The 24,546-nt window shown below is 55.8% G+C and carries 22 protein-coding genes; 10 read left to right on the plus strand and 12 right to left on the minus strand.

The window, feature by feature from the left end:
* Positions 1-204 precede the first annotated feature (204 nt).
* Complete coding sequence (locus ACMGG3_RS18835) at positions 205-1,596, plus strand: glycoside-pentoside-hexuronide family transporter (protein WP_337275895.1); 1,392 nt, start codon at positions 205-207, stop codon at positions 1,594-1,596.
* A 12-nt stretch (positions 1,597-1,608) separates the two neighbouring features.
* Positions 1,609-3,927 carry an alpha-xylosidase gene (yicI, locus tag ACMGG3_RS18840; protein ID WP_414149374.1) on the plus strand — a complete coding sequence of 773 codons (2,319 nt, stop codon included), beginning with the start codon at positions 1,609-1,611 and terminating at the stop codon, positions 3,925-3,927.
* Positions 3,928-3,987: 60 nt separating this feature from the next.
* Here yicI and ACMGG3_RS18845 read toward each other — a convergent pair whose 3' ends face one another.
* Positions 3,988-5,691 (minus strand): AsmA family protein, encoded by a 1,704-nt coding sequence (locus ACMGG3_RS18845; protein ID WP_414149375.1) that lies wholly within the window; start codon positions 5,689-5,691, stop codon positions 3,988-3,990.
* 119 nt (positions 5,692-5,810) lie between these two features.
* On the minus strand, positions 5,811-7,202 hold the full coding sequence (gene xanP / locus ACMGG3_RS18850) for a xanthine/proton symporter XanP (RefSeq protein WP_032679316.1): 1,392 nt from the start codon (positions 7,200-7,202) through the stop codon (positions 5,811-5,813).
* 225 nt (positions 7,203-7,427) lie between these two features.
* On the opposite strand from xanP, the gene gltS reads away from it, so the two are divergent.
* Positions 7,428-8,630 (plus strand): sodium/glutamate symporter, encoded by a 1,203-nt coding sequence (gene gltS, locus ACMGG3_RS18855; protein ID WP_014168040.1) that lies wholly within the window; start codon positions 7,428-7,430, stop codon positions 8,628-8,630.
* A 2-nt stretch (positions 8,631-8,632) separates the two neighbouring features.
* On the opposite strand, the gene recG is transcribed toward gltS, so the two are convergent.
* Genes recG through gmk form a run of 5 tightly spaced genes read right to left on the minus strand, consistent with a single transcriptional unit; the run spans position 8,633 to position 14,499 of the window.
* The gene (gene recG, locus ACMGG3_RS18860) at positions 8,633-10,714 is read right to left on the minus strand and encodes an ATP-dependent DNA helicase RecG (RefSeq protein WP_020882696.1); all 2,082 of its coding nucleotides are present in this window, start codon (positions 10,712-10,714) and stop codon (positions 8,633-8,635) included.
* Positions 10,715-10,717: 3 nt separating this feature from the next.
* Positions 10,718-11,407 (minus strand): tRNA (guanosine(18)-2'-O)-methyltransferase TrmH, encoded by a 690-nt coding sequence (gene trmH / locus ACMGG3_RS18865; protein ID WP_014168042.1) that lies wholly within the window; start codon positions 11,405-11,407, stop codon positions 10,718-10,720.
* Positions 11,408-11,411: 4 nt separating this feature from the next.
* On the minus strand, positions 11,412-13,526 hold the full coding sequence (gene spoT / locus ACMGG3_RS18870; RefSeq protein ID WP_014168043.1) for a bifunctional GTP diphosphokinase/guanosine-3',5'-bis pyrophosphate 3'-pyrophosphohydrolase: 2,115 nt from the start codon (positions 13,524-13,526) through the stop codon (positions 11,412-11,414).
* Between the two features lie 19 nt (positions 13,527-13,545).
* Positions 13,546-13,821 (minus strand): DNA-directed RNA polymerase subunit omega, encoded by a 276-nt coding sequence (gene rpoZ, locus ACMGG3_RS18875; RefSeq protein ID WP_000135058.1) that lies wholly within the window; start codon positions 13,819-13,821, stop codon positions 13,546-13,548.
* 54 nt (positions 13,822-13,875) lie between these two features.
* Positions 13,876-14,499: a guanylate kinase gene (gene gmk / locus ACMGG3_RS18880; RefSeq protein ID WP_014168044.1), complete on the minus strand. Its 624-nt coding sequence runs from the start codon at positions 14,497-14,499 to the stop codon at positions 13,876-13,878.
* A 251-nt stretch (positions 14,500-14,750) separates the two neighbouring features.
* Here gmk and ligB point away from each other — a divergent pair, with 251 nt between their 5' ends.
* The gene (gene ligB / locus ACMGG3_RS18885; protein ID WP_078775061.1) at positions 14,751-16,421 is read left to right on the plus strand and encodes an NAD-dependent DNA ligase LigB; all 1,671 of its coding nucleotides are present in this window, start codon (positions 14,751-14,753) and stop codon (positions 16,419-16,421) included.
* Positions 16,422-16,489: 68 nt separating this feature from the next.
* Here ligB and ACMGG3_RS18890 read toward each other — a convergent pair whose 3' ends face one another.
* Both ACMGG3_RS18890 and ACMGG3_RS18895 read right to left on the minus strand, forming a co-directional pair.
* On the minus strand, positions 16,490-17,107 hold the full coding sequence (locus tag ACMGG3_RS18890; RefSeq protein ID WP_020882694.1) for a trimeric intracellular cation channel family protein: 618 nt from the start codon (positions 17,105-17,107) through the stop codon (positions 16,490-16,492).
* A gap of 251 nt (positions 17,108-17,358) precedes the next feature.
* Positions 17,359-18,222 carry a YicC/YloC family endoribonuclease gene (locus ACMGG3_RS18895; RefSeq protein ID WP_020882693.1) on the minus strand — a complete coding sequence of 288 codons (864 nt, stop codon included), beginning with the start codon at positions 18,220-18,222 and terminating at the stop codon, positions 17,359-17,361.
* Positions 18,223-18,347: 125 nt separating this feature from the next.
* Between ACMGG3_RS18895 and rph the strand changes: the two genes are divergently transcribed.
* Together rph and pyrE are read left to right on the plus strand one after the other, a co-directional pair.
* The gene (gene rph / locus ACMGG3_RS18900) at positions 18,348-19,064 is read left to right on the plus strand and encodes a ribonuclease PH (protein WP_013094888.1); all 717 of its coding nucleotides are present in this window, start codon (positions 18,348-18,350) and stop codon (positions 19,062-19,064) included.
* Positions 19,065-19,132: 68 nt separating this feature from the next.
* Positions 19,133-19,774: an orotate phosphoribosyltransferase gene (gene pyrE, locus ACMGG3_RS18905; RefSeq protein ID WP_078775060.1), complete on the plus strand. Its 642-nt coding sequence runs from the start codon at positions 19,133-19,135 to the stop codon at positions 19,772-19,774.
* A 39-nt stretch (positions 19,775-19,813) separates the two neighbouring features.
* Here pyrE and slmA read toward each other — a convergent pair whose 3' ends face one another.
* From slmA to coaBC, 3 genes are all read right to left on the minus strand, one after another.
* Positions 19,814-20,410: a nucleoid occlusion factor SlmA gene (gene slmA / locus ACMGG3_RS18910; protein ID WP_020882692.1), complete on the minus strand. Its 597-nt coding sequence runs from the start codon at positions 20,408-20,410 to the stop codon at positions 19,814-19,816.
* Positions 20,411-20,530: 120 nt separating this feature from the next.
* Positions 20,531-20,989 carry a dUTP diphosphatase gene (gene dut / locus ACMGG3_RS18915; RefSeq protein ID WP_014168052.1) on the minus strand — a complete coding sequence of 153 codons (459 nt, stop codon included), beginning with the start codon at positions 20,987-20,989 and terminating at the stop codon, positions 20,531-20,533.
* A complete protein-coding gene (gene coaBC, locus ACMGG3_RS18920) occupies positions 20,967-22,178 on the minus strand; it encodes a bifunctional phosphopantothenoylcysteine decarboxylase/phosphopantothenate--cysteine ligase CoaBC (RefSeq protein ID WP_086462925.1) in 1,212 nt (403 codons plus the stop codon). Before coaBC ends, dut begins: the two co-directional genes overlap by 23 nt.
* 172 nt (positions 22,179-22,350) lie before the next feature.
* Here coaBC and radC point away from each other — a divergent pair, with 172 nt between their 5' ends.
* From radC to mutM, 4 genes are all read left to right on the plus strand, one after another.
* Positions 22,351-23,016, plus strand: coding sequence for a RadC family protein (gene radC / locus ACMGG3_RS18925; RefSeq protein WP_020882690.1), 666 nt, complete (start codon positions 22,351-22,353; stop codon positions 23,014-23,016).
* Between the two features lie 217 nt (positions 23,017-23,233).
* Positions 23,234-23,470: a 50S ribosomal protein L28 gene (gene rpmB, locus ACMGG3_RS18930; protein WP_002436699.1), complete on the plus strand. Its 237-nt coding sequence runs from the start codon at positions 23,234-23,236 to the stop codon at positions 23,468-23,470.
* 22 nt (positions 23,471-23,492) lie between these two features.
* A complete protein-coding gene (rpmG, locus tag ACMGG3_RS18935) occupies positions 23,493-23,660 on the plus strand; it encodes a 50S ribosomal protein L33 (RefSeq protein ID WP_003024094.1) in 168 nt (55 codons plus the stop codon).
* Positions 23,661-23,734: 74 nt separating this feature from the next.
* The gene (mutM, locus tag ACMGG3_RS18940) at positions 23,735-24,544 is read left to right on the plus strand and encodes a bifunctional DNA-formamidopyrimidine glycosylase/DNA-(apurinic or apyrimidinic site) lyase (protein ID WP_025206463.1); all 810 of its coding nucleotides are present in this window, start codon (positions 23,735-23,737) and stop codon (positions 24,542-24,544) included.
* The last annotated feature ends 2 nt before the right edge of the window (positions 24,545-24,546 follow it).

Genomic DNA, 24,546 nt, shown 5'->3' on the forward strand with positions numbered 1-24,546 from the left:
TCTCTTTTGACCTTAACACCCCTGTTTCAGTTAATTCCTAAGAAAATCCTCAGGTTAGCATTTCGTGCTCGTCAATATTTACCGCGATCACAAAAAACAAGAAACGTAACCAGCTAACCAGAAAACGCAATACCCGCTCCTGAAACAATGGTTTAAAAATCTGTAACCGGTCTCAGCGCCCCCTACAGCGTGAAGGATAAAAAAATGAGCGACGTATTGTCAGTAAAAGAGAAAATTGGCTACGGCATGGGTGACGCCGCCAGCCACATCATTTTCGATAACGTTATGTTGTACATGATGTTTTTCTATACCGATATCTTCGGCATTCCTGCCGGGTTTGTCGGCACGATGTTCCTGCTGGCACGTGCGCTGGATGCGATTTCGGACCCGTGCATGGGCCTGATCGCCGACCGTACCCGCAGCCGCTGGGGTAAATTCCGGCCGTGGATACTGTTCGGTGCTATCCCGTTCGGCATTGTCTGCGTGCTGGCCTACACCACGCCGGACCTCAGCCTCAACGGCAAAATGATCTATGCCGCCATTACCTACACGCTGCTGACGCTGCTCTATACCGTGGTTAACATCCCTTATTGCGCCCTGGGCGGGGTGATCACCAACGACCCGACGCAGCGTATCTCCCTGCAGTCCTGGCGCTTTGTGCTGGCGACCGCGGGCGGCATGCTCTCGACGGTACTGATGATGCCGCTGGTTAACCTGATTGGTGGCGATGACAAAGCGTTCGGTTTCCAGGGCGGGATCGCCGTGCTGTCGGTGGTCGCGTTCCTGATGCTGGCGTTCTGCTTCTTCACCACCAAAGAGCGCATCCAGGTGCCGCCCAGCACCACCTCCATGCGCGAAGACCTGCGAGATATCTGGCACAACGACCAGTGGCGTATTGTTGGTGTGCTGACCATTCTTAATATCCTCGCCGTCTGCGTGCGTGGCGGTGCGATGATGTACTACTGCACCTGGATCATGGGCTCGCCGGAAATCTTTGTCGCGTTCCTCACCACCTACTGTGTCGGCAACCTGATTGGCTCTGCGCTGGCGAAACCGCTCACCGACTGGAAATGCAAGGTCAGCATCTTCTGGTGGACTAACGCCGCCCTGGCAGTGGTCAGCGTGGCGATGTTCTTCGTTCCCATGCATGCCACGGTGGTGATGTTCACCTTCATCTTTGTGATTGGGGTGTTGCATCAGCTGGTGACGCCGATCCAGTGGGTCATGATGTCCGATACCGTCGACTACGGCGAATGGACCAACGGCAAACGTCTTACCGGCATCAGCTTCGCGGGCACGCTGTTTGTGCTGAAACTCGGCCTGGCGCTGGGTGGGGCGATGATCGGCTGGATGCTGGCAGGGGGGGGTTATGACGCCGCAGCTAAAACCCAGAACAGCGCGACCATCAGCATCATTATCGGCCTGTTCACCCTGGCCCCGGCGGTCTGCTATGTGCTGAGCGCCATCATCGCCAAACGCTACTACACCCTGAAAACGCCTTTCCTGACCAAAATCATGAGCGAGCTGGCACACGGCGCGCGCCGCAATCAGCAGGAGTTTGAAAACCTGCCGGTCAGCAAAGAATTGCAGAACTAAGAGGACGAAAGCATGAAAATCAGTGATGGAAACTGGCTCATTCAACCGGGCCTGAACGTCACCTGCCCGGTTCAGGTGTTCGATGTAGAGCAGCAGGGCAATGACCTTGTGGTGTACGTGGCGCCGCGTGATGTACGAGAACGTACCTGGCAGCTTGATACCCTGATGTTCACCGTCCGTCTTTTCTCCCCGCAGGAAGGGATTGTCGGCGTGCGTATCGAGCACTTCCAGGGCGCGCTGAACAACGGTCCGCACTATCCTCTGAATGTCATCAAAGAGGTGAACGTTGAGATTGAAAACAATGCCGAATTTGCTGAGCTGAAAAGCGGTCACCTCAGCGTGCGCGTCACCAAAGGCGAGTGCTGGGCGCTGGACTTCCTGCGCAACGGCCAGCGCATTACCGGCAGTCAGCTGAAAAACAACGGTTACGTGCAGGATACCCGTACCGATCGTCATTATGTTTTTGAGCGTCTGGATCTGGGCGTAGGTGAAACGGTCTACGGTCTGGGCGAGCGCTTTACCGCCCTGGTGCGCAACGGCCAGACGGTCGAAACGTGGAACCGCGACGGCGGCACCAGTACCGAGCAGTCATACAAAAATATCCCGTTCTATCTGACCAACCGCGGCTACGGCGTGCTGGTGAATCACCCGGAAAACGTCTCGTTCGAAGTGGGTTCGGAGAAAGTCTCCAAAGTGCAGTTCAGCGTCGAAGGGGAGTATCTGGAGTACTTCGTGATCGACGGCCCGACGCCAAAAGAGGTCCTGAACCGTTATACGCGCTTCACCGGGCGTCCGGCACTGCCCCCGGCGTGGTCCTTCGGCCTGTGGCTCACGACTTCGTTTACCACTAACTACGATGAAGCCACGGTGAACAGCTTTATTGATGGCATGGCGGAGCGCGATCTGCCGCTGCATGTCTTCCACTTCGACTGCTTCTGGATGAAGGCCTTCCAGTGGTGTGATTTTGAGTGGGACCCGGTGACCTTCCCGGATCCGGAAGGGATGATCCGCCGCCTGAAGGAGAAAGGGCTGAAGGTTTGCGTGTGGATTAACCCGTACATCGGCCAGAAGTCGCCGGTATTTCGCGAACTGAAAGAGAAGGGCTACCTGCTCAAGCGTCTGGACGGTTCCCTGTGGCAGTGGGACAAATGGCAGCCCGGCCTGGCGATTTATGACTTCACTAACCCGGACGCGTGTCGGTGGTATGCCGACAAGCTGAAGGGCCTGGTGGATATTGGCGTCGACTGCTTTAAGACCGACTTTGGCGAGCGCATCCCGACGGACGTCCAGTGGTTTGACGGTTCCGATCCGCAGAAGATGCACAACCACTACGCATACCTATATAACGAACTGGTGTGGAACGTACTGAAAGAAACGGTGGGCGCGGATGAGGCGGTGCTGTTTGCCCGCTCGGCGTCGGTAGGTGCGCAACAGTTCCCGGTGCACTGGGGTGGCGACTGTTACGCCAACTACGAGTCGATGGCGGAAAGCCTGCGCGGCGGGCTGTCGATTGGTCTGTCCGGCTTTGGCTTCTGGAGCCATGACATCGGTGGATTTGAGAATACCGCGCCGGCACACGTCTACAAACGCTGGTGCGCGTTTGGGCTGTTATCCAGCCACAGCCGCCTGCATGGCAGCAAATCTTACCGCGTACCGTGGGCGTACGATGATGAGTCCTGTGATGTGGTGCGTCACTTCACTCAGCTGAAATGTCAGATGATGCCGTATCTCTATCGCCAGGCTGCTCTGGCTCGTGAGTATGGCACACCGATGCTGCGGGCGATGATGCTGGAGTTCCCGGACGATCCGGCATGCGATTACCTCGACCGTCAGTACATGCTGGGGGAGTCGGTGATGGTAGCCCCGGTGTTTTCTGAGGCCGGTGACGTGCAGTTTTACCTGCCGGAAGGGCGCTGGACCCATCTCTGGCATAACGATGAAATCGAGGGCAGCCGCTGGCATAAACAGCAGCATGATTTCCGCAGCCTGCCGGTCTATGTGCGCGATAACACCCTGCTGGCGTTGGGCAACAATCAACAGAAACCGGACTACGCCTGGAACGAGGGGACAGCTTTCCAGCTGTTTAACCTTGGCGATGGCGCGATGGCGGTGAGCGAAGTGCCTGCGGCGGACGGTTCTGTGACATTTACGCTGAAAGCCACACGCAGCGGCGACACCGTGACCATTACCAGCACAGGTGACGCGCGAAACTGGTCGGTCTGCTTGCGCAACGTGCAGAAACTGAGTGGCGTAAAAGGCGGCTCAGAGGCCGGGAGCGAGTGGGGCGTGGTGGTGAAAGCGGAGGGTAATGAGGTGGTGGTACACCTTTAATTTTCCTCACCCTAACCCTCTCCCCAACGGGGGGAGGGAAGGGTTTGCTTCTTCTTCCTTTCAGGGAGAGGGCTGGGGCGAGGATAGTGTCGACACCTCTCCCCCCGTCATCGTCTGCTGTACCTGCTTTTTATCCATATTTACCGCGTTCAGTTTCCCGTTAACCGTCGGTTTCAGCGGTGCGTTGGCCTGCACGCTGCCGCTGGCGATTAGCTGGATATTGCCATCACCGCCAATGGGCAGTGCCGGCCAGCCCCACGCCTGCAGCACGTTGAGCGGCACGCCGCGTCCGTTCAGGCTGATTGTGGTCTGCCGTGGCGGAAGCTGTGAAACCGTCGCCGTGGCTTCCAGAATGCCTTTTTCGGTGAAAGCACTCAGGTCGGTAATGTTTACCGTTGAGGTGTTAGCGTTCAGCGCCAGCGACGGACGACGCACGTCCACGCGGTTAAAGGTCGCCGCCGCGCCGTTCAGCGTTGCGCTGCCACCCCATACGCCCCACTGGCGATCTTTCGCCAGCTGCAGGTTCGCGCCATAGCCATCAAGAGAGGTGATTTGCCACGGGAAGGCCGGGTCGATATCAATAACCAGGTTACGGCTCAGGCCGAATTTTTTTAGCGTCAGGCTGTTCAGCCATTCCGGTAACGGCTCCATCCACAGCGTTTTCCAGTTCTGCGGCAGGGTGTATTCCAGCCCGGCGATGGCGACATCGTCCAGCACCAGCGCGTTACCCTCGCGCAGCCAGTTGCCGGAAGCACGTACCATGCCGCCCTCCCAGCGGGAGGTAAACTGGCGCAGCGCCACGCCTTGCGGGGAGAACTCCGCATTCATGATCGGGTCGAACAGATGCAGAGAGCCATAAATAAACTCGCTGGCGTTCATGGACAAACGCCCCTCCTGACTTTGCCAGTCGCCTTTGCTGAGTGTCAGGTTGCGCAGGCTTAAATCGAGATCGGTCACCGCCCAGTCCGGCCCCTGCAGGCGTGCGTCAGTCACTTCCAGACGGCCAATCTGCAGCGAGGGAATGGTGGTCAGAGGCGCGAAGAAATCCACCAGTGACTTATTGCTTTGCAGGCGGATCTCATTCAGACGCATGGTGTCGATAATCCAGCTGCCGTCAGCGTTGCGCAGGGCGGACCCGGTGAGCGAACCGCGCGCCATATCGGCACCAATGGTGTTCAGCACCACCTCTTTGCCGTTGAGCTGCCCCTGGATCAGCACGTTGGTGGCCGGCACGCCGTTCAGGGTAAGCGAGCCTGCGCTCACTTGGATCTGTGCGTTTTTACCCAGCACATTGCCTGCTTCTGGCTGCCACGGGCTGACGCCGCCCGTTACTTTCTGTGCGCTGAGATCCCATTCCGTATTGGGGCTGTTAAAGGCCATGTTGTTCAACTGCAAACGGTCCGCCTGGAACGGGAGCGGTGCCGTCTGAGGAGAAAGATTAAGCGTGCCATCGAACAGGGTAATGGTGTCCATGTGCAGCGGATCGGTGACCTGTCGGCTACTCAGACCAATATCGACTTTCCTGGCCACCAGCGTGGCGGGTTTACCGTCGCGGCCAAACGTGACGTTTTCCAGAATGATGTGGGAAGGTGACGAAAAGCGGTGATCCATCAGATCGAAATTGAGTTCGTAATCGGTATTCACCGTTATCCAGTTGCTGGCCTGAGATGCTCCCCAGCGGGTCTGGAGCAGAATATAGAGCGCCAGCACCACAATGAGCAGGGCCACCAGAAGATAGACGAGTACCTTTCCAATAAATTTCATGGTCTTCCATCCCGCGAAACGCACATAAGGGAGTTATGCACGATTTATGCGCAATGCTCAAGGCGGGAATGGTGTAAAGAGATGTCACGGCAGGCGTTGACAGCCTGCCGTGAGGGCGATCAATTTTTCTCAGGCGGGAAAACGAGGTTCAGAACAATCGCGGTGATACCGCCTGCCGCAATGCCGGAAGAGAGCAGGTTTTTCACCCAGTCCGGGGCAAACTGCAGGATCAGCGGTTGCTGTGAAACACCCAGACCCACGGCCAGCGACAGGGCAATGATCATGATGGCGCGGCGGTTCAGCGGTTCGCGGGAGACGATACGTACACCGGAAGCCGCGATGGTCCCGAACATCACCAGCGTTGCGCCGCCCAGTACCGGTTCAGGTATATGCTGCACAAAACCGCTTACCGCCGGGAACAGGCCGAGGACGATCAGCATCAGCGCCACCACAAAACCGACGTAGCGGCTGGCAACGCCAGTCAGCTGGATCACGCCGTTGTTCTGGCCGAAGCAGGAGTTCGGGAAGGTGTTGAAGACCGCAGAGACAAACGAGTTCAGACCGTTCGCCAGCACGCCGCCTTTCAGGCGTTTCATATACAGCGGGCCGGAGACCGGTTGCTCGGAGACATCAGACGTGGCGGTGATATCGCCAATCGTCTCCAGCGAGGTGATCATAAAGACCAGCATCAGCGGCAGCAGCAGACCCCAGTCAATGCCCAGGCCGTAGTACAGCGGCGTTGGAATGGTGATCAGCGCACTGTTGGTCTGCGGGGTGTTCTCCGGCAGCATACCCAGCGCCCAGGCCAGCAGATAACCGGCCGCCATGGCGATCACCAGCGATGCCACACGCAGATACGGGTTACGCTGACGGTTTAGCAGAATAATGATTGCCAGCACCACGCCGGCCAGCAGCAGGTTTTTCGGTGCACCAAAAGTGTGGTCGCTCATTGCCGCATAACCGCCACCGATGGAGGTCAGGCCAACCTGAATCAGCGACAGGCCAATGATCATCACCACCACGCCGGATACCAGCGGCGTGATCACGCGACGCGCCAGGTGCAGTACCCGGGAGATCACCATCTCGGTGCAGCTGGCCAGCATCAGCGTGCCAAACAGCGCCGCCATCATGGTCGGAACATCCGCGCCGCCGGTTTTGAGGGCTGTACCGCCCATGATCAGCGGTGCGACGAAGTTAAAACTGGTGCCCTGGATCGACAACAATCCAGACCCCACCGGGCCCCACGCTTTAATTTGAATAATGGACGCCACGCCGGAGGCAAAGAGGGACATACTGATGATGTGCTGTGTATCCTGAGCCGGTAAACCAAGCGCCTGGCAGATCAGCAGCGCCGGGGTGATCACCGCAACGAACATAGCCAGCAGGTGTTGGCAGGCGGCAAAGAGCGTCTGAGGAAGAGGCGGACGGTCTTCAAGGCGGTAAATCAGTTCGCTATTTTGCTTCTGCGCAATCGGTTGCGCATCGGGAGACTCAAGGGTGTTAACGGACATCGGCGGCAATCCCACGGTGGAAAAGCGGGCATTTTATCTGACCACCTGGTAAAAGCAAACGATTGCCAACAAAAAAAGACAAGAAAATCTGCCGCTGTGAGCAGGTTTTCTACAACCCATGGGGAAAAAAAATTACACTTTTTGCGCCGGTGGCTCATGACGAGCGCAAGCCGGCCCAGGATAACGCCGCGTGTGTATGGAACACGCGCATAACAGGAGCCTTTTATGATTCATCTCGATACGTTGTCGACCCTTGTTGCCGCAACGCTGGTCTTACTGCTTGGCCGTAAGCTCGTACACAGCGTTTCCCTTCTGAAGAAATACACCATTCCTGAACCTGTTGCCGGCGGACTGCTGGTGGCGCTGGCCCTGCTGGTACTGAAGAAAAGCATGGGCTGGGAAATTGATTTTGATATGTCCCTGAAAGATCCGCTGATGCTGGCCTTCTTTGCCACCATTGGCCTGAATGCCAACCTGGCGAGCCTGCGGACGGGTGGCAAAGTGCTCGGCGTATTTCTGATCGTGGTGGTAGGGCTGCTAGTGATGCAAAACGCCATTGGTATCGGGATGGCTACGCTGCTGGGGCTGGATCCGCTGATGGGGCTGCTGGCCGGATCAATCACCCTCTCTGGTGGCCACGGTACCGGGGCGGCGTGGAGCAAGCTGTTTACTGAGCGCTACGGCTTTGAAAACGCCACCGAAGTGGCGATGGCTTGCGCCACCTTCGGTCTGGTGCTGGGCGGCCTGATCGGCGGGCCGGTGGCGCGGTATCTGGTGAAGCACTCTGGTACGCCAGACGGAAGACCGGACGATGAGCTGGTGCCCACTGCCTTTGAAAAACCCGACGTCGGACGCACCATCACTTCGCTGGTGTTGATTGAAACTATCGCGATGATTGCCATCTGCCTGACGGTGGGCAAAGTGGTTGCGCAATGGCTGGCAGGTTCAGCGTTCGAGCTCCCGACGTTTGTGTGCGTGCTGTTTGTTGGGGTGCTGCTGAGTAACGGTCTGGCGCTGATGGGCTTCTACCGCGTATTTGAACGTGCCGTATCGGTGCTTGGTAACGTCTGCCTGTCGCTGTTCCTGGCGATGGCCCTGATGAGCCTCAAGCTCTGGGAGCTGGCCTCACTGGCGCTGCCGATGGTGGCTATTCTGGCCGTTCAGGCGCTGTTTATGGCGTTCTACGCCATGTTTGTAACCTGGCGCATGATGGGCAAAAACTACGATGCAGCAGTGCTGGCGGCCGGGCATTGTGGGTTTGGTCTGGGGGCAACGCCGACGGCTATCGCCAACATGCAGGCGATCACCGAACGTTTTGGGCCTTCGCATATGGCGTTTCTGGTGGTCCCGATGGTCGGGGCGTTCTTCATTGATATCGTCAACGCGCTGGTGATCAAGCTTTACCTGATGCTGCCGATGTTTGCCTGAGATCAGGCGTTGGAATAGCGTTCGGTTTCCGGCATCCAGCGCTCAATTAATGCTGCCGCCTGTTCGGGGTAGCGCTCATGAATATGGCGTGCGAGGCGCTGCACTTCGGGGATCATGGCCTGATCGCGCAGTAAATCTGCTACTTTAAATTCGGCGTTACCCGTCTGACGCGTGCCCAGCAGTTCGCCTGGGCCGCGGATCTCCAGGTCTTTTTGTGCAATCACAAAACCGTCGTTACTGTCGCGCAGCACCTGCAAACGCATCTGTGCGGTTTTCGAGAGCGGTGCTTTGTAGAGCAGCACGCAGTGAGAGGCGACAGCACCGCGGCCAACGCGGCCGCGCAGCTGATGGAGTTGCGCAAGGCCAAGACGCTCCGGGTTTTCGATGATCATCAGGCTGGAATTGGGCACGTCTACGCCGACTTCAATCACCGTTGTGGCAACCAGCAAATGCAGTTCACCCTGTTTGAACGACTGCATCACCGCCTGTTTCTCAGTAGGCTTCATCCGCCCGTGAACCAGACCCACGTTCAGCTCGGGCAGCGCCAGCTTCAGCTCTTCCCACGTCGCTTCCGCAGCCTGCGCTTCAAGCAGTTCAGACTCTTCAATTAACGTGCAGACCCAGTAGGCCTGACGGCCTTCGTGAGTGCAGGCGTTGCGCACGCGGTCGATGATATCGCTCCGGCGTGTGTCCGGAATGGCGACCGTGGTGACCGGTGTACGGCCCGGCGGCAGTTCGTCGATGGTCGATGTATCGAGATCGGCGTAGGCGGTCATTGCCAGGGTGCGCGGGATAGGTGTGGCAGTCATGATCAGCTGATGCGGATGGAAGCCCTGCTGTAGCCCTTTCTCCCACAGCGCCAGACGCTGGTGTACACCGAAGCGGTGTTGTTCGTCGATAATCACCAGGGCAAGACCATTAAACTGCACCTGCTCCTGGAAAATCGCGTGCGTGCCGACAATCATCTGTACCTGACCGCTGGCAATGGCGTCCTGTTGTGCCTGACGCGCTTTACCTTTTTGCTTCCCGGCAAGCCAGCCCACTTCAATCCCAAGCGGGGCAAACCACGCGCGGAAGTTATTAGCGTGCTGTTCAGCCAGCAGTTCGGTGGGGGCCATTAGCGCCACCTGCCTGCCGTGGGCAATTGCGCGCAGGGCAGCCAGGGCTGCAACCAGCGTTTTACCGGAACCCACATCCCCCTGAACCAGGCGCATCATGGGCACATCAAGCGCCATATCGCGTTCAATCTCGGCCGTGACGCGTGCCTGTGCACCGGTGGGTTTAAACGGCAGTGAGGCCAGCAGCTTATCTTTGAGTTCATCTCGCGGGCTTAAGGGCTGGGCATGAAAACGCTGCGCGCCCGCCCGTACCGCCAGCATGCTCAGGTTATGAGCCAGTAATTCCTCAAGGATAAGACGCCGTTGAGCGGGGTGTTTGCCGCTTTCCAGGTCGCTAAGCTGCAGGGTTGGCGGCGGGCGGTGCAGGGTGCGCAGCGCCTCGGGCAGACTCATCATGCCCTGAGCCAGCTCAGGCGGCAGTAGCTCGGTAATGGCGCAGGTATCCAGCAGTTCCAGCGCCTGGTCGGTGAGTTTACGCAGCGTTGCCTGCTTGATGCCTTCGGTCGTCGGATAAACCGGGGTCAGGGTCTCCTGCAGCTCCGGCGTGCTCAGATCTCCCTGAACGCGATACTCCGGGTGGATCATCTCTGCGCCGTATTTCCCGCGTTTGGCTTCACCATAGGCCAGCACCCTGCGACCGGTCGCAAGGCTGTTTTTCATGGCCGCATTGAAGTTGAAAAAGCGCATGGTGAGAATGCCGGTGCCGTCGCTGATCTGACAGGTCATCATCCGGCGTCCGCCAAAGGTGATATTGCAGTTCAGTACTTCGCCTTCAACGGTGGCGTAAATGGCAGGCAGCAGATCGCCAATCTTATAGAGTTGGGTGCGGTCTTCATAACGCAGGGGGAGATGGAGCAGGAGATCCTGCACGGTATGCAGGCCAATTTTTGCCAGTTTACTGCTTTGCGCCGCACCTACGCCCGTCAGGCTATTGAGCGGTATGGCATCCAGCAGACGGCCTTTCATCGGTTATCCTGCGTACTGCATGGTGGCCCACCACTCGGCATCGGCTTCAATTTCGCCCTGCGCGTTGACGTGGGGGTAAGGCAGTTTTTTCTGTTTCGCGACGCGAGCCAGCACCGGGTAACCACCTTCGAACAGCAGGCGCTGCTGCTCCTCTTCCGGCAGCATGCTGTTGCTGCGCTTGTACATGCCCGCGTTCTGACGCTGGCGCTGCGCTTCATAGAGAATGAGCGCAGAGGCCACGGAGACATTGAGAGACTGCACCATGCCGATCATGGGGATGATGATATCCTGATCCGCCAGATCCAGCGCTTCCTGGGTGATCCCGGTTTTCTCCTGACCCATCAAAATACAGGTCGGGCGGGTGTAGTCGATCTCACGAAAATCGACGGCTTTTGCGGACAGGTTAGTGGCCAGGACCTGCATACCGCGACCTTTCAGGTGCGATACGGCTTCGCCAATAGTCTGGTGGGTTTTGACGGACACCCAGCTGTTACTGCCTGCGGCAGTTGAAGCCATGGTTCGCATGCGGGCACCCGGCCAGACGGCGTGCACTTCATGCACGCCTACGGCGTCTGCGGTACGGACAATTGCAGAGACGTTATGAGGTTTGTGGACCTGCTCCATGCAGACCGTCAGGTCAGGCTGACGCCTGGCGAGCATTTCGCAGATACGCTCGTAACGTTTTGAATTCATAAGTCTAGTTTCGGTTACGGGTGACTTTAATCACGTCCGGCATCACGCGGATCTTGCGCATAATGTTCGCCAGATGCACGCGGTCACGGGCGGTCAGACGAATAAAGGCGCTGTAGACGCGGCCATCTTTCTCTTCCGTGTTCAGGCTCTGAATGTTGGAAGAGGCCGTATTGATTGCTGCCGTCAGGTTCGCCAGGGCACCCTGGTGGTTGAACATATCCACCTTAATTTCGGTGATAAATTCCTGTGCCGTCTCTTTATCCCACTCGACTGCCATGAACTTCTCCGCCTCTTTTTGATAGCCGCGGATGTTACGACAGGATTCGTGGTGGATAACCAGCCCTTTACCCGGACTGACGTGCGCAATAATCGGGTCACCCGGGATAGGACGGCAACATTTCGCGAAGGTGATAAGTACGCCGTCCGCGCCTTTGATCGGCAGATGACCGTGGCTTTGCGTCGTCGTCGGGATCGCCGTGGTATCACCCTGCTGCAGGTTCTTCGCCACGACCACGCTCATGGCGTTGCCGAGGCCGATTTCTGCCAGCAGGTCATCAAGCGAGGCGAGCTTCATGCGCTCCAGCTCACGCTGAATGTTCTCTTTCGGGATTTCAGCCAGCTTACGGCTACCACCCAACGCATGGTTGAGCAGACGACGCCCCAGGCTGACGGAATCATCGCGCTTGAGGTTTTTCAGCAACTGGCGGATTTTGGCGCGTGCTTTGGAACTCACGACAAAGTTCAGCCAGGCCGCGTTCGGACGTGCGCCCGGTGCGGTAATAATTTCCACCGTCTGGCCGCTGGAAAGCGGCTGAGAGAGCGGATAAGGCTGCCTGTCGACACGCGCGCCCACGCAGGCGTGGCCGATATCGGTATGCACGGCGTAAGCAAAGTCGACCGGCGTAGCGCCTGCAGGCAGTTCGACAATGCGGCCTTCTGGGGTGAAAACGTAAATCTCATCCGGGAAGAGATCGGATTTAACGCTCTCGATAAATTCAAACGAGCTACCCGCACTCTGCTGCAGCTCCAGCAGGCTTTGCATCCAGCGCTGGGCGCGGATTTGTGCGGTTGTACTGCTTTCACCACCGTGCTCTTTATAAGCCCAGTGTGCAGCCACACCCATCTCCGCCATCTGGTCCATGTCTTCGGTGCGGATCTGCACTTCAACAGGCACGCCGTGTGGACCGATCATCGAGGTATGTAAAGATTGATAGCCGTTCGCTTTTGGAATGGCGATGTAATCTTTCATGCGCCCTGGACGCGGTTTGTACAGGCTGTGCATCTGGCCCAGCACGCGGTAGCAGGTATCAGAGTCGTGGACGATCACGCGGAACGCGTAGATATCCATGATCGAATGAAAACGCTGCTCTTTGAGCACCATTTTGCAGTAAATGGAGTACAGATGTTTTTCGCGACCGCTGACGCGGCACGGAATTCCCGCTTCCTGTAAACGTCCTTCAATTTCAGAGAGGATCTTTTGAATCATCTCTTTACGGTTGCCGCGTGCGGCTTTCACCACCTCTTTAATCACGCGATAGCGGTTCGGGTATAACGCTTCAAAACCCAGCTCTTCCAGCTCGGTTTTAATGTGGTGGATACCTAAACGGTGCGCCAGCGGACTGTAGATTTCGAGGGTTTCACGGGCAATGCGGCGACGTTTGTCCGGGCGAAGTGAGCCCAGCGTGCGCATATTGTGGGTACGGTCAGCAAGTTTGATAAGAATGACGCGGATATCCTGCACCATCGCCATAATCATCTTGCGAAAGTTTTCGGCTTGCGCCTCTTTCTTGTCGCGGAATTTCAGCTTATCAAGCTTAGAGACCCCTTCCACCAGCTCGGCAACGCTTTTGCCAAACAGCTGTTCCATATCCTGGTAGGTGGCAGGGGTATCTTCGATCACATCATGCAGCAGGGCGGCCATCAGCGTTTCGTAGTCGAGTTTCATCTCGGCCAGAATACAGGCCACCGCTACCGGGTGCGTGATATAGGGTTCACCGCTTGAACGTGCCTGGCCCTCGTGAGCGTCACGTGCAACGAGATACGCCTGCTGAAGACGCTTAATCTGGTCTTCAGGCAGGTAAGTTTGAATCAGTTGATTCAGGCTTTCAAACAGATACAAGGGCGACCCGCAGGTTTAATTAACGACGACCTTCAGCAATGGCGGTTACGGCCTGCAGTTCTGCGGCTTCCTGCTCTTGCTGCTCCTGGCGCTCACGTACGTCGAGGATCTGATTGTTGATCAGACCTTCTTCGATTTCGCGAAGTGCAATAACGGTAGTTTTATCGTTTTCTTCCGGTACCAGCGGATCTTTACCGCCTACCTGCATCTGACGAGCGCGACGCGCGGCGACCAGCACCAGGTCAAAACGGTTACCAATTTTCTCTACAGCGTCCTGAACAGTTACGCGTGCCATACTTAAAATGCTCCACAGGTGAAGAAATGACTGGGCATGATACTGAAAGTGGGTTCAGTCTGCCAACAGTTTGGTGATTAATGCGTCATGTCGCTGCTTCTGGCGGCTCATACGCAAGCGTTCTGCGCGAAGAATGGTTTTGAGATCGCTCAGCGCGGCATCAAAATCATCATTCACAATAAGGTAATCATATTCCGCGTAATGGCTCATTTCTGCAACTGCCTGCTCCATACGCCGGGCGATCACTTCCTCGCTGTCCTGACCGCGGCCACGCAGTCGGCGATCCAGCTCATCTTTCGATGGCGGTAAAATAAAGATACTGCGTGAATCAGGCATTTTCTTGCGAATCTGCTGTGCGCCCTGCCAGTCGATATCCAGGAACACATTTACGCCCGTGGCCAGAACCTGCTCAATGGTTTCACGCGAAGTGCCGTAGTAGTTACCGAAAACTTCTGCGTGTTCAAGAAACGCGTCTCTGCCAATCATCGCTCTGAATTCATCGTGATCAACAAAGAAATAGTGTTCACCGTGCACTTCACCCGGACGCGGTTTACGCGTGGTGTGAGAAACAGAAACCTGTGTGTCGTACAACGGTTGGGTTTTTAACAGTGCCTGAATAAGGCTGGATTTACCCGCGCCACTAGGGGCAGAAACAATATAAAGCGTGCCTTGAGCCATGAGAGTCTTTTGTATGTGTTAACGAAGAAGTCCTACATACGGGCTTATTATACACGTCGCCGCTGTGTGACGTAGCCTTTGTCACACTTTTTCCCCTGCATTATTGAATTTTGCGCGCCGTTTTCAGGTTTTACAGCTGTTTTGCAGCAATAAAAATAAACGTCTGACAACGCCTCGCAGAGTGAAAGATTGCCATTAGCACGGTTTTCCGCGTCGGGTTATACCTCCACCAACGCAAAGGAGGGGTGGCGATGTGGCGATGGATGAGCGGATTAATGCTGTTGTGGTGCGGCTACGGTGCGGCGGTGTGTCCCGTGTGGTCTCAGGCAAAAGCAGAGAAAGAGATTGCGACGTTGAGTGCGCAAGTCAAACGCTGGGATGATGCCTACTGGAAGCAGGGCGTGAGCGAGGTGAATGACGACGTCTATGACCAGCTCAATGGCCGTTTAAAGCAGTGGCAGCGCTGCTTCGGCGATATACCTTCTGAGGAGGCCTTACCGGTTCTAACGGGGAGCGTAAGACATCCTGTTGCCCATACGGGAGTGCATAAAGCGGGCAGTAAAGAAGAGCTACGCCAGTGGATGCGTGGTCGTGACACTCTCTGGATGCAGCCAAAAGTCGACGGGGTGGCCGTGACGCTGGTGTATCGCGACGGAAAGTTAACCCAGGCTATCAGTCGTGGTGATGGGCTAAAAGGTGAGGACTGGACTGCACAAGTGTATTTAATTCCCGCAGTGCCCAAAAAAGTGACCGGTGCGCTGGCCAATAGCGTCTTACAGGGGGAGCTTTTTTGGTTACGTGACAACCATCTTCAGCGACAGATGGGGGGAATGAACGCACGGGCAAAAGTGGCGGGCGCGATGATGCGGCAAAAGGACAATCCGCTTCTGAGCCAGACAGGGATATTTATCTGGGCCTGGCCGGATGGGCCGAAAGTGATGTCGAGTGCGCTGTCTGAGTTATCTAAAGCCGGCTTTTCCCTGACGGCGCGTTATACCCTGCCTGTACAGACTGTTGATGCTGTCGAGAAACAGCGCTCGACGTGGCACAACACGGCATTACCCTTTGCCACGGACGGCATTGTGGTGCGGTCCGCGGATGCCCCTCCCGGCGAAAACTGGTTGCCCGGAGAAGGCAGCTGGGTCGTCGCATGGAAATATCCCCCGGTCGCACAGATCGCCGAAGTAAGAGATATTCATTTTGCCGTGGGGCGCACGGGAAAAATCTCAGTCGTGGCGGCGCTGGTCCCTGTCCTGCTGGATGATAAGCAGGTACAACGGGTCAGTCTTGGGTCCGTTGAACGCTGGCAAAGGCTGGATATTGCGACGGGTGATCAGATACAGGTCAGTCTGGCCGGGCAGGGTATCCCGCGGTTCGATAAGGTGGTCTGGCGGGGGGAAGAGAGACAAAAGCCCACACCCCCGGCCTCGCATTATCATGCGCAGAGCTGTTTTTACGCCTCGCCGGCGTGTATGGAGCAGTTCTTTGCCCGCCTGACGTGGCTTAGTTCAAAGCACGTGCTGAATATTGAAGGAGTCGGTGAGTCAGGCTGGCGGGCGCTGCATCAGGCGCATCATTTTGAACATATCTTCTCATGGCTGACATTAACGCAGGCGCAGCTGCAGTCTACCCCGGGGTTTTCCGCAGCACGCGGGCAGGCGCTCTGGCATCGCTTTAATCTGGTACGGGAGCGACCCTTTATTCGTTGGATCATGGCATTGGGTGTTCCGCTGACGCAGGCCTCGCTAAACGCTATGGGAGACCTGACGTGGCAGAAAATGCGTGAGCGTAACGCAGCAGACTGGCAGGCACTTCCCGGCACAGGAAAGGAGAAAGCCCGGCAGCTCGTTGCGTTTATTCATGATCCTGGCATTGCCGGCCTGGTTGCCTGGCTCGGCAAGCAGGGAGTGCAAGGATTCTGACGTGAGCTTGCTGTCGCTTATGGCTGATAAACACCGCTATCTTATTGGGGAGAATAGATAGCGGCCAGTCAGTGGGTGTCCTGAGTGTAATGAAACACGGGCAGTCCCAGTTTCAAGCGCAGCGCAAGCAAGCGAGCCGTGAAGCCAAATAACAAGGTGGCGATGACCACGACGTCATGGCTGGAAACATAATGCTGTAAAGCGATATACAGAACGGCTGATGCAAAGGATATCCCGGCGTAGAGCTCTTTTTGAAAGACCAGGGGAATGCGTTTGCAGAACATATCGCGCAGTACGCCGCCAAATACGCCCGTCACGACTGCGGCAATAGTGGCAATCACCGGGCTTTCGCCCATATCCAGCGCAATTTGTGCCCCGATGATGGAGAACACGACCAGGCCCAGAGCATCAAGCACTAAAAACAGACGTCGAAGATGGGGCATTACAGGAGCAAGGATAGTGGTCAGCACTGCGGCGACAGCCACAATGATGATGTACTCGGGGTGCTTAACCCAGCCGAGAGGGTAATGCCCCAGCAGGATATCACGTACCGATCCGCCTCCCAGCGCGGTGGCGGTAGCAATAATGATGACCCCAAACGTATCCATACGACGGCGTCCGGCAGCGAGTGCACCGGTCATGGCTTCGGCAGTGATCCCGACGAGATAAAGGATATGTAGCAGCATGTGTTCCCCCGATATTGAGGGCAACAGGGTAGCGTTTTGTGCGGTCTGTCACGATTTAGTTTTTCTTGTGTGAGGATGTTAGCCTTATTTTTCGTAATGACTAAACGTTGTTTGGCTGGGTGTGATGGCGTTAAACGGTAATTTTCACATTACAATTATTCATGTTATAGGCGTTTGCCGCCGATAGCCTGTTCCGATAAAAAAATGGCCCCTGAACGGGGCCATGATGAGAAAGCGGCTTGAATAAAGCGTTACTCGATATTCTGGATCTGCTCGCGCATCTGCTCAATCAGCACTTTCAGTTCAATGGCGGAGTTGGTCACTTCAGCATTGATCGATTTCGAGGCCAGGGTGTTAGACTCGCGGTTGAACTCCTGCATCATAAAGTCGAGACGACGCCCTACGGCTTCTTTCTTCTTCAGGATGTTGTAAGTCTCTTTAACGTGCGCTTCCAGACGATCCAGCTCTTCGGCAACGTCAATGCGCTGTGCCATCAGCACCAGCTCTTGTTCCAGACGGGTATTTTCCAGCTGAACTTCCGCTTCTTCCAGTTTGGCCACCAGGCGCTCACGCTGCCATTGCAGGACCGCAGGCATATGGGTACGGACTTTAGCCACTTCGGTGGTCACGCCTTCCAAACGCTGCTCAATCATCGCTTTGAGGGCCTGGCCTTCAGTTTCGCGGGCAATGATAAAGTCATCCAGCGTGCTGTCGAGGGCACTGAGAATTTCAGCGGCAATCGTGTCCAGATCCTGCTCACCGGCGGCCATGACGCCAGGCCAGCGCAGAATATCGACTGGGTTGATTTCCCCTTCATCGCTTTGCATCTTGACCCAGTTCGCTGCAGTGACGAGCTGTTTCGCCAGTTTTTCGTTGAGGATCAGCTCACCCTGGGCGCTGGCATCAGGCTCAAAACGCAGGTTGCATTCCACTTTACCGCGCGTCAGACGAGCACGGATACGCTCGCGTACAACAGGTTCAAGGCTGCGGAACTGCTCCGGCATACGGAAATACGTTTCCAGGTAGCGCTGGTTTACCGAGCGCATTTCCCATGTAGCGCTACCCCAGCTACCCTTGATTTCACGCCGGGCGTAGGCGGTCATACTGCGGATCATAGACATTCCCGTTTTTAAAGGAGAGATGGGGGGATTATAGCTTTCGGGGGCTTCTCAGGATAGGAATAAGCGTCCTTTATCCGTATAATGCGCAGCCACATTCGTTTCAAGCCGGAGATTTCATTATGCGTCCAGCAGGTCGTAGCGCCAATCAGGTGCGTCCCGTCACCCTGACCCGTAACTATACAAAACACGCAGAAGGCTCCGTACTGGTTGAGTTTGGTGACACCAAAGTGCTGTGCACCGCGTCCATCGAAGAGGGCGTTCCACGCTTCCTGAAAGGTCAGGGCCAGGGCTGGATCACTGCGGAATATGGCATGTTGCCGCGTGCAACCCATACCCGTAACGCCCGCGAAGCGGCAAAAGGTAAGCAGGGCGGCCGTACCATGGAAATCCAGCGTTTGATCGCACGTGCGCTGCGCGCCGCCGTTGATCTGAAAACACTGGGTGAATTTACCATTACTCTGGACTGCGACGTCATTCAGGCAGACGGTGGTACGCGTACGGCGTCGATTACCGGTGCATGTGTGGCGTTGGCTGATGCCCTGAATAAGCTGGTTGCAGCCGGTAAGCTGAAAACGAATCCGATGAAAGGGATGGTCGCGGCTGTTTCCGTGGGTATCGTTAACGGTGAAGCGCTTTGCGATCTGGAATACGTTGAAGATTCCGCTGCTGAGACTGACATGAACGTGGTGATGACTGAAGATGGTCGCATCATTGAGGTGCAGGGCACGGCAGAAGGTGAGCCGTTCACCCATGAAGAACTTCTTACCTTGCTGGCGTTGGCCCGAGGGGGAATTGAATCTATCGTAACGACGCAGAAGGCGGCGTTAGAAAATTGATTTTAAAGGCGACTGATGAGTCGCCTTTTTTTTGTTCGTACAAAAGCAAAAGTCGGAGGAGTAAGCCCATGAAATCCTGGCAGCGTGAGTTTATTGAGTTTGCGCTTAACAAGCAGGTCCTGAAATTTGGCGAGTTTACGCTGAAATCCGGGCGTAAGAGCCCCTATTTCTTCAACGCCGGACTGTTTAATACCGGGCGCGATCTGGCATTGTTAGGCCGTTTCTATGCCGAAGCGCTGGTGGACTCCGGCATTGATTTTGACCTGCTGTTTGGCCCGGCCTATAAAGGCATTCCGATTGCCACTACCACTGCGGTTGCGCTGGCGGAACACCACGACCGCGACGTACCGTACTGCTTTAACCGTAAAGAGGCTAAAACCCACGGTGAAGGCGGTAATCTGGTAGGCAGCGCGCTGCAGGGTCGCGTTATGCTGGTGGACGATGTGATCACCGCCGGTACCGCTATTCGCGAATCGATGGAGATTATTCAGGCCAACGGCGCTACGCTTGCTGGCGTGCTGATCTCTTTGGATCGTCAGGAACGCGGGCGTGGCGAAATCTCTGCGATTCAGGAAGTTGAGCGCGATTATGACTGTAAAGTGACGTCGATCATCACCCTGAAAGACCTGATTGCGTATCTGGAAGAGAAGCCTGAGATGGCGGATCATCTGGCTGCGGTACGTGGGTATCGCGAAGCTTTCGGCGTGTAATATCAAGCCCGGTGGCGTTCTGCTTACCGGGCCTGAAGATTATTGCAGCTGTGCCGCCACTAACGGCCAACGGGCGTCAAAATCGTCCGTTGGACGGTATTTAAACTCGCTGCGAACAAAGCGGGAGAGCATGCCTTCGCAAAACGACAGGATCTGACTTGCCAGCAGCGTTTCATCGGTGCTGTAACCTTCACCCTCACGCATTTTTTTCTCGCGCAGGACCTGGCGCAGCTGTGCTTCAATACGTTCGAAGAGCTGGTTAATACGGCCCTGCAATCGGTCCTGCTCGAACATCAGCGCGTGGCCAGTCAGGATACGGGTTAAGCCCGGATTGCGTTCACCAAAGCCCAGAATGAGCTGCACAATCAGACGCAAACGCGCAGTCGTGTCTTTTTCGTCTTTCAGAATCAGGTTGATGCGAGTGATCAGACTGTCTTCGATAAATTCGATCAGACTGTCAAACATCCGGGTTTTGCTCGGAAAATGACGATACAACGCCGCTTCAGACACGCCCACGGAGGCGGCCAGTTTTGCGGTGGTGATGCGTTGACTACCATCGCTGGATTCAAGCATCAGCGCCAGAGATTGAAGTATTTCTTCGCGACGGTTCCTTTTCGCGGTTTGTTTTTCTGCCATGTTACAAAATACCCCTGAAAATAAGCACTTGCCAGGCTGGCATCCACACAGCGACCGCAAACTGACGTTTGCGGTTTGTTATTGCATTATGGCGCTGTGAGATACGTGTCGGTCGGGCGGTTATTTGCGCCCGGAATGGCCGAAGCCGCCTTCGCCACGGTCGGTGGCGTCAAAGTCTTCCACCAGGTTAAATTCTGCCTGAACCACCGGTACAAAGACCATCTGTGCGATACGCTCGCCCGGTTCAATGGTGAAGCTGTCCTGACCACGGTTCCAGACGGAAACCATCAGTTGACCCTGGTAGTCAGAGTCGATCAGGCCGACCAGGTTACCCAGTACCACTCCATGCTTATGACCCAGACCAGAACGCGGCAGGATCACCGCTGCCAGCGACGGGTCAGCAATGTGGATTGCCAGGCCGGTTGGGATCAGGGTGGTTGCACCCGGAGCCAGCTCTACGGCGTCATCGAGACAGGCGCGCAGGTCAAGACCGGCAGAGCCGGAGGTGGCATAGGTTGGCAGCGCAAATTGCTTACCAACACGCGGGTCCAGAATCTTAACGTCGATTTTTTTCATCATAACGGGTAACGATCTCGTCCAGTAATTGTTGGCCCAGGAGTTCCTTGCGCTCAAGCGGTAAGACTTTATCTCCATCCTGCCAGAAAAGGTGCAGTGCGTTGCTGTCGCTGTTAAATCCTTGCGTGGCCAGCGATACGTCGTTCGCGCAAATCAAATCGAGGTTTTTGCGGGTACGTTTTTGCCGGGCATATTCTTCCACATTATTTGTTTCTGCGGCAAACCCAACAACGTAAGGACGATGGTTTTTCAGGGCGGCGACACCCGCAACAATGTCCGGATTTTTCACCATTTTTAGTGTTAATTCATCGCCTTGCTTTTTAATTTTTGACCCGGAAATGGTTTCGGCACGGTAATCTGCAACAGCCGCACAGCCGATAAAAATCTGCTGGTTCTGCGCATGCGCCTGTACGGCGGCGTCCATCTCCAGGGCGGTGGTGACATCAATACGCTGCACAAATGGCGGTGTCGGTAACGAGACCGGGCCGCTCACCAGCGTGACCTTTGCACCGCGTTTTGCCGCCGCGGCAGCAATCGCAAAGCCCATTTTACCGGAGCTATGGTTGGTAATGTAACGCACCGGGTCCAGCGGCTCGCGCGTTGGACCCGCGGTAATCATGATGTTGAGATGTTGCAGATCGTTGACAGGCGAAAAATGGCCGGCGGCCAGCTCAACGATGGTCAGCGGGTCAAGCATACGACCAGGACCCACATCACCACACGCCTGGCTACCGCTGTCCGGCCCCCAGATGAGCAGGCCGCGTGAGGCCAGCGTCGTCAGATTATGTTGGGTGGCGGCGTTGCGGTACATCTGCTGGTTCATCGCGGGGACGACGGCAACAGGTGCGGGCGTGGCCAGGCAAATGGTCGAGACCAGATCGTTTGCCATGCCGGCTGCTACGCGGGCAATTAAATCTGCTGTGGCGGGGGCAAGGATAACCAGGTCTGCCCATTTTCCCAGCTCAATATGGCCCATCGCGGCTTCGGCGGCCGGATCAAGGAGGCTGTCAGAGACGGGGTACCCTGAAACGGCCTGCAGGCTCAGAGGCGTGATAAAGGCTTTGCCGCCTTCCGTTATCGCGACCCGCACATCCGCCCCGCGCTCGCGCAAACGACGCACCAGCTCCGGCGCTTTATAGGCAGCGATACCGCCGCTCACGCCAAGAACGATTTTTTTACCGGCCAGGCTCATCATGATTCTTTCCTGTTGGGTTTCACCAGAGAGCGGGCATTTTATCACAATCCCAAAAAGGGGGTGATTTTGTCCTTCGGCCAGTTTGCGAGGCGTTACGCAGGAATGAAAAGTGGGCGTCGAGCGCCGGGGGCGGCTGTGGCAGCATGATGGCAAATCGAAGGAGACAGGCATGGAAGAGACTGAACTGCTGCTACCGCGTGAAAAAATGCTGCGCTATGGCGTCACGTTGTTAAAGGACGACGAGTTGCTGGCACTCTTTTTACGCACCGGAACGCCCGGCAAAACGGTATTTACGCTGGCAAAAGAGCTCATCGACCATTTTGGTTCGCTGTATGGCTTATTGACGGCGGATCTGACGGAATTCAGGCACGTCGAAGGAATTGGCGTGGCGAAGTTCGCCCAACTGAGGGGGATTGCTGAACTGGCCCGCCGTTTTTACGATGTCCGTATGGAAGAGGAAGATCCCATACTCACCCCGGATATGACACGCGTATTTCTCCAGAGCCAGCTATCAGATTTGGAGCGCGAGATCTTTATGGTGATCTTTCTTGATAACAGGAACCGGGTACTAAAACATAGCCGTCTTTTTTCCGGAACACTGAGCCACGTTGAGGTTCATCCGCGAGAAATTGTGCGGGAAGCGATAAAAGTGAATGCAGCCGGCGTGATACTCGCGCATAATCACCCCTCTGGCTGTGCAGAACCAAGCAGAGCTGACAAAGAGATGACCGAACGCATTATCAAATGCTGTCAATTCATGGACATTCGTGTGCTCGACCATCTGATAATTGGTCGCGGCGAGTACATTTCTTTTGCAGAACATGGCTGGATTTAGGCTATTTCTCGCGATCCATCGGGATCTTTGTCTGTTCGGGACTTGAGCACACCGCCGAGTCAGCGTATACTACGCCACCTTTGAGAATCTCGGGTTTGGCATTTGGGCCTGGCAATCGAGAGTTCAATAGAACTATGCGATGACCGGGCTGTAAAGCCTGACGAGGCGCCGATACCCCATACGAAGCTCGAGCTAATTTGATTTTTGGAGAATAGACATGTCCCGAGTCTGCCAAGTTACTGGCAAGCGTCCGGTGACCGGTAACAACCGTTCCCACGCACTGAACGCGACTAAACGCCGTTTCCTGCCGAACCTGCACTCTCACCGTTTCTGGGTTGAGAGCGAGAAGCGTTTTGTCACCCTGCGCGTATCTGCTAAAGGTATGCGTGTAATCGATAAGAAAGGCATTGATACAGTTCTGTCCGAACTGCGTGCCCGTGGCGAAAAGTACTAAGTACTTAAAGAGGAAATAAATCATGGCTAAAGGTATTCGCGAGAAAATCAAGCTGGTTTCTTCTGCTGGTACAGGTCACTTCTACACCACCACGAAGAACAAACGTACTAAGCCGGAAAAACTGGAACTGAAAAAATTCGATCCAGTTGTACGCCAGCACGTACTGTACAAAGAAGCTAAAATCAAATAATTTTAGCCTCCTTGTATTGAAAAACCCCGCAACTGCGGGGTTTTTTGCATTCTGCATCTTACTCCGGAGGAACCATGCCTGAATTACCTGAGGTAGAGACCAGCCGCCGCGGTATTGAGCCGCATCTGGTCGGCGCGACTATTCTTCATGCTATCGTTCGCAACGGTCGCCTGCGTTGGCCGGTGTCCGATGAAATCCATGCGTTAAGCGATAAACCGATTCTCAGCGTCCAGCGTCGCGCCAAATATCTGCTGCTGGAGCTGCCCGACGGCTGGATTATCATCCATCTCGGTATGTCCGGTAGTCTGCGCATCCTTACCGAAGAACTGCCCGCGGAAAAGCATGACCATGTCGATCTGGTGATGAGCAACGGTAAAGTGCTGCGTTACACCGACCCACGACGCTTTGGCGCATGGCTGTGGACCAAAGAGCTTGAAGGGCACAGCGTTCTGGCGCATCTGGGGCCAGAGCCGCTCTCAGAGGCGTTTAACGCGGAATACCTGAAAGCGAAGTGTGCAAAGAAGAAAACCCCGATCAAACCGTGGCTGATGGACAATAAGCTGGTGGTGGGAGTAGGGAATATTTATGCCAGCGAATCGCTGTTTGCCGCAGGGATCCATCCCGATCGGCTGGCCTCGTCGCTGTCATCCCTGGAGTGTGAACTGCTGGTCCGGGTGATTAAAGCGGTGCTGTTGCGTTCTATTGAGCAAGGGGGGACCACCCTGAAGGACTTCCTGCAGAGCGACGGTAAACCCGGCTATTTTGCTCAGGAGCTTCAGGTATATGGCCGTAAGGGTGAGCCGTGCAGAGTCTGTGGGACACCGATTATTGCAACGAAGCACGCCCAGCGCGCCACGTTCTATTGCCGTCAGTGCCAGAAATAGGG

This window comes from Enterobacter sp. BNK-18, from assembly GCF_047456135.1.
Classification (GTDB): Bacteria; Pseudomonadota; Gammaproteobacteria; order Enterobacterales; family Enterobacteriaceae; genus Enterobacter; species Enterobacter ludwigii.

What these genes read in the sequence shown, in the direction of transcription:
- ACMGG3_RS18835 (WP_337275895.1), top strand. Translation starts at nt 205, where the DNA reads ATGAGCGACGTATTGTCAGTAAAAGAGAAAATTGGCTACGGCATGGGT.
- yicI (WP_414149374.1), top strand. Translation starts at nt 1,609, where the DNA reads ATGAAAATCAGTGATGGAAACTGGCTCATTCAACCGGGCCTGAACGTC.
- ACMGG3_RS18845 (WP_414149375.1), bottom strand. Translation starts at nt 5,691, where the DNA reads ATGAAATTTATTGGAAAGGTACTCGTCTATCTTCTGGTGGCCCTGCTC.
- xanP (WP_032679316.1), bottom strand. Translation starts at nt 7,202, where the DNA reads ATGTCCGTTAACACCCTTGAGTCTCCCGATGCGCAACCGATTGCGCAG.
- gltS (WP_014168040.1), top strand. Translation starts at nt 7,428, where the DNA reads ATGATTCATCTCGATACGTTGTCGACCCTTGTTGCCGCAACGCTGGTC.
- recG (WP_020882696.1), bottom strand. Translation starts at nt 10,714, where the DNA reads ATGAAAGGCCGTCTGCTGGATGCCATACCGCTCAATAGCCTGACGGGC.
- trmH (WP_014168042.1), bottom strand. Translation starts at nt 11,407, where the DNA reads ATGAATTCAAAACGTTACGAGCGTATCTGCGAAATGCTCGCCAGGCGT.
- rpoZ (WP_000135058.1), bottom strand. Translation starts at nt 13,821, where the DNA reads ATGGCACGCGTAACTGTTCAGGACGCTGTAGAGAAAATTGGTAACCGT.
- gmk (WP_014168044.1), bottom strand. Translation starts at nt 14,499, where the DNA reads ATGGCTCAAGGCACGCTTTATATTGTTTCTGCCCCTAGTGGCGCGGGT.
- ligB (WP_078775061.1), top strand. Translation starts at nt 14,751, where the DNA reads ATGTGGCGATGGATGAGCGGATTAATGCTGTTGTGGTGCGGCTACGGT.
- ACMGG3_RS18890 (WP_020882694.1), bottom strand. Translation starts at nt 17,107, where the DNA reads ATGCTGCTACATATCCTTTATCTCGTCGGGATCACTGCCGAAGCCATG.
- ACMGG3_RS18895 (WP_020882693.1), bottom strand. Translation starts at nt 18,222, where the DNA reads ATGATCCGCAGTATGACCGCCTACGCCCGGCGTGAAATCAAGGGTAGC.
- rph (WP_013094888.1), top strand. Translation starts at nt 18,348, where the DNA reads ATGCGTCCAGCAGGTCGTAGCGCCAATCAGGTGCGTCCCGTCACCCTG.
- pyrE (WP_078775060.1), top strand. Translation starts at nt 19,133, where the DNA reads ATGAAATCCTGGCAGCGTGAGTTTATTGAGTTTGCGCTTAACAAGCAG.
- slmA (WP_020882692.1), bottom strand. Translation starts at nt 20,410, where the DNA reads ATGGCAGAAAAACAAACCGCGAAAAGGAACCGTCGCGAAGAAATACTT.
- dut (WP_014168052.1), bottom strand. Translation starts at nt 20,989, where the DNA reads ATGATGAAAAAAATCGACGTTAAGATTCTGGACCCGCGTGTTGGTAAG.
- coaBC (WP_086462925.1), bottom strand. Translation starts at nt 22,178, where the DNA reads ATGAGCCTGGCCGGTAAAAAAATCGTTCTTGGCGTGAGCGGCGGTATC.
- radC (WP_020882690.1), top strand. Translation starts at nt 22,351, where the DNA reads ATGGAAGAGACTGAACTGCTGCTACCGCGTGAAAAAATGCTGCGCTAT.
- rpmB (WP_002436699.1), top strand. Translation starts at nt 23,234, where the DNA reads ATGTCCCGAGTCTGCCAAGTTACTGGCAAGCGTCCGGTGACCGGTAAC.
- rpmG (WP_003024094.1), top strand. Translation starts at nt 23,493, where the DNA reads ATGGCTAAAGGTATTCGCGAGAAAATCAAGCTGGTTTCTTCTGCTGGT.
- mutM (WP_025206463.1), top strand. Translation starts at nt 23,735, where the DNA reads ATGCCTGAATTACCTGAGGTAGAGACCAGCCGCCGCGGTATTGAGCCG.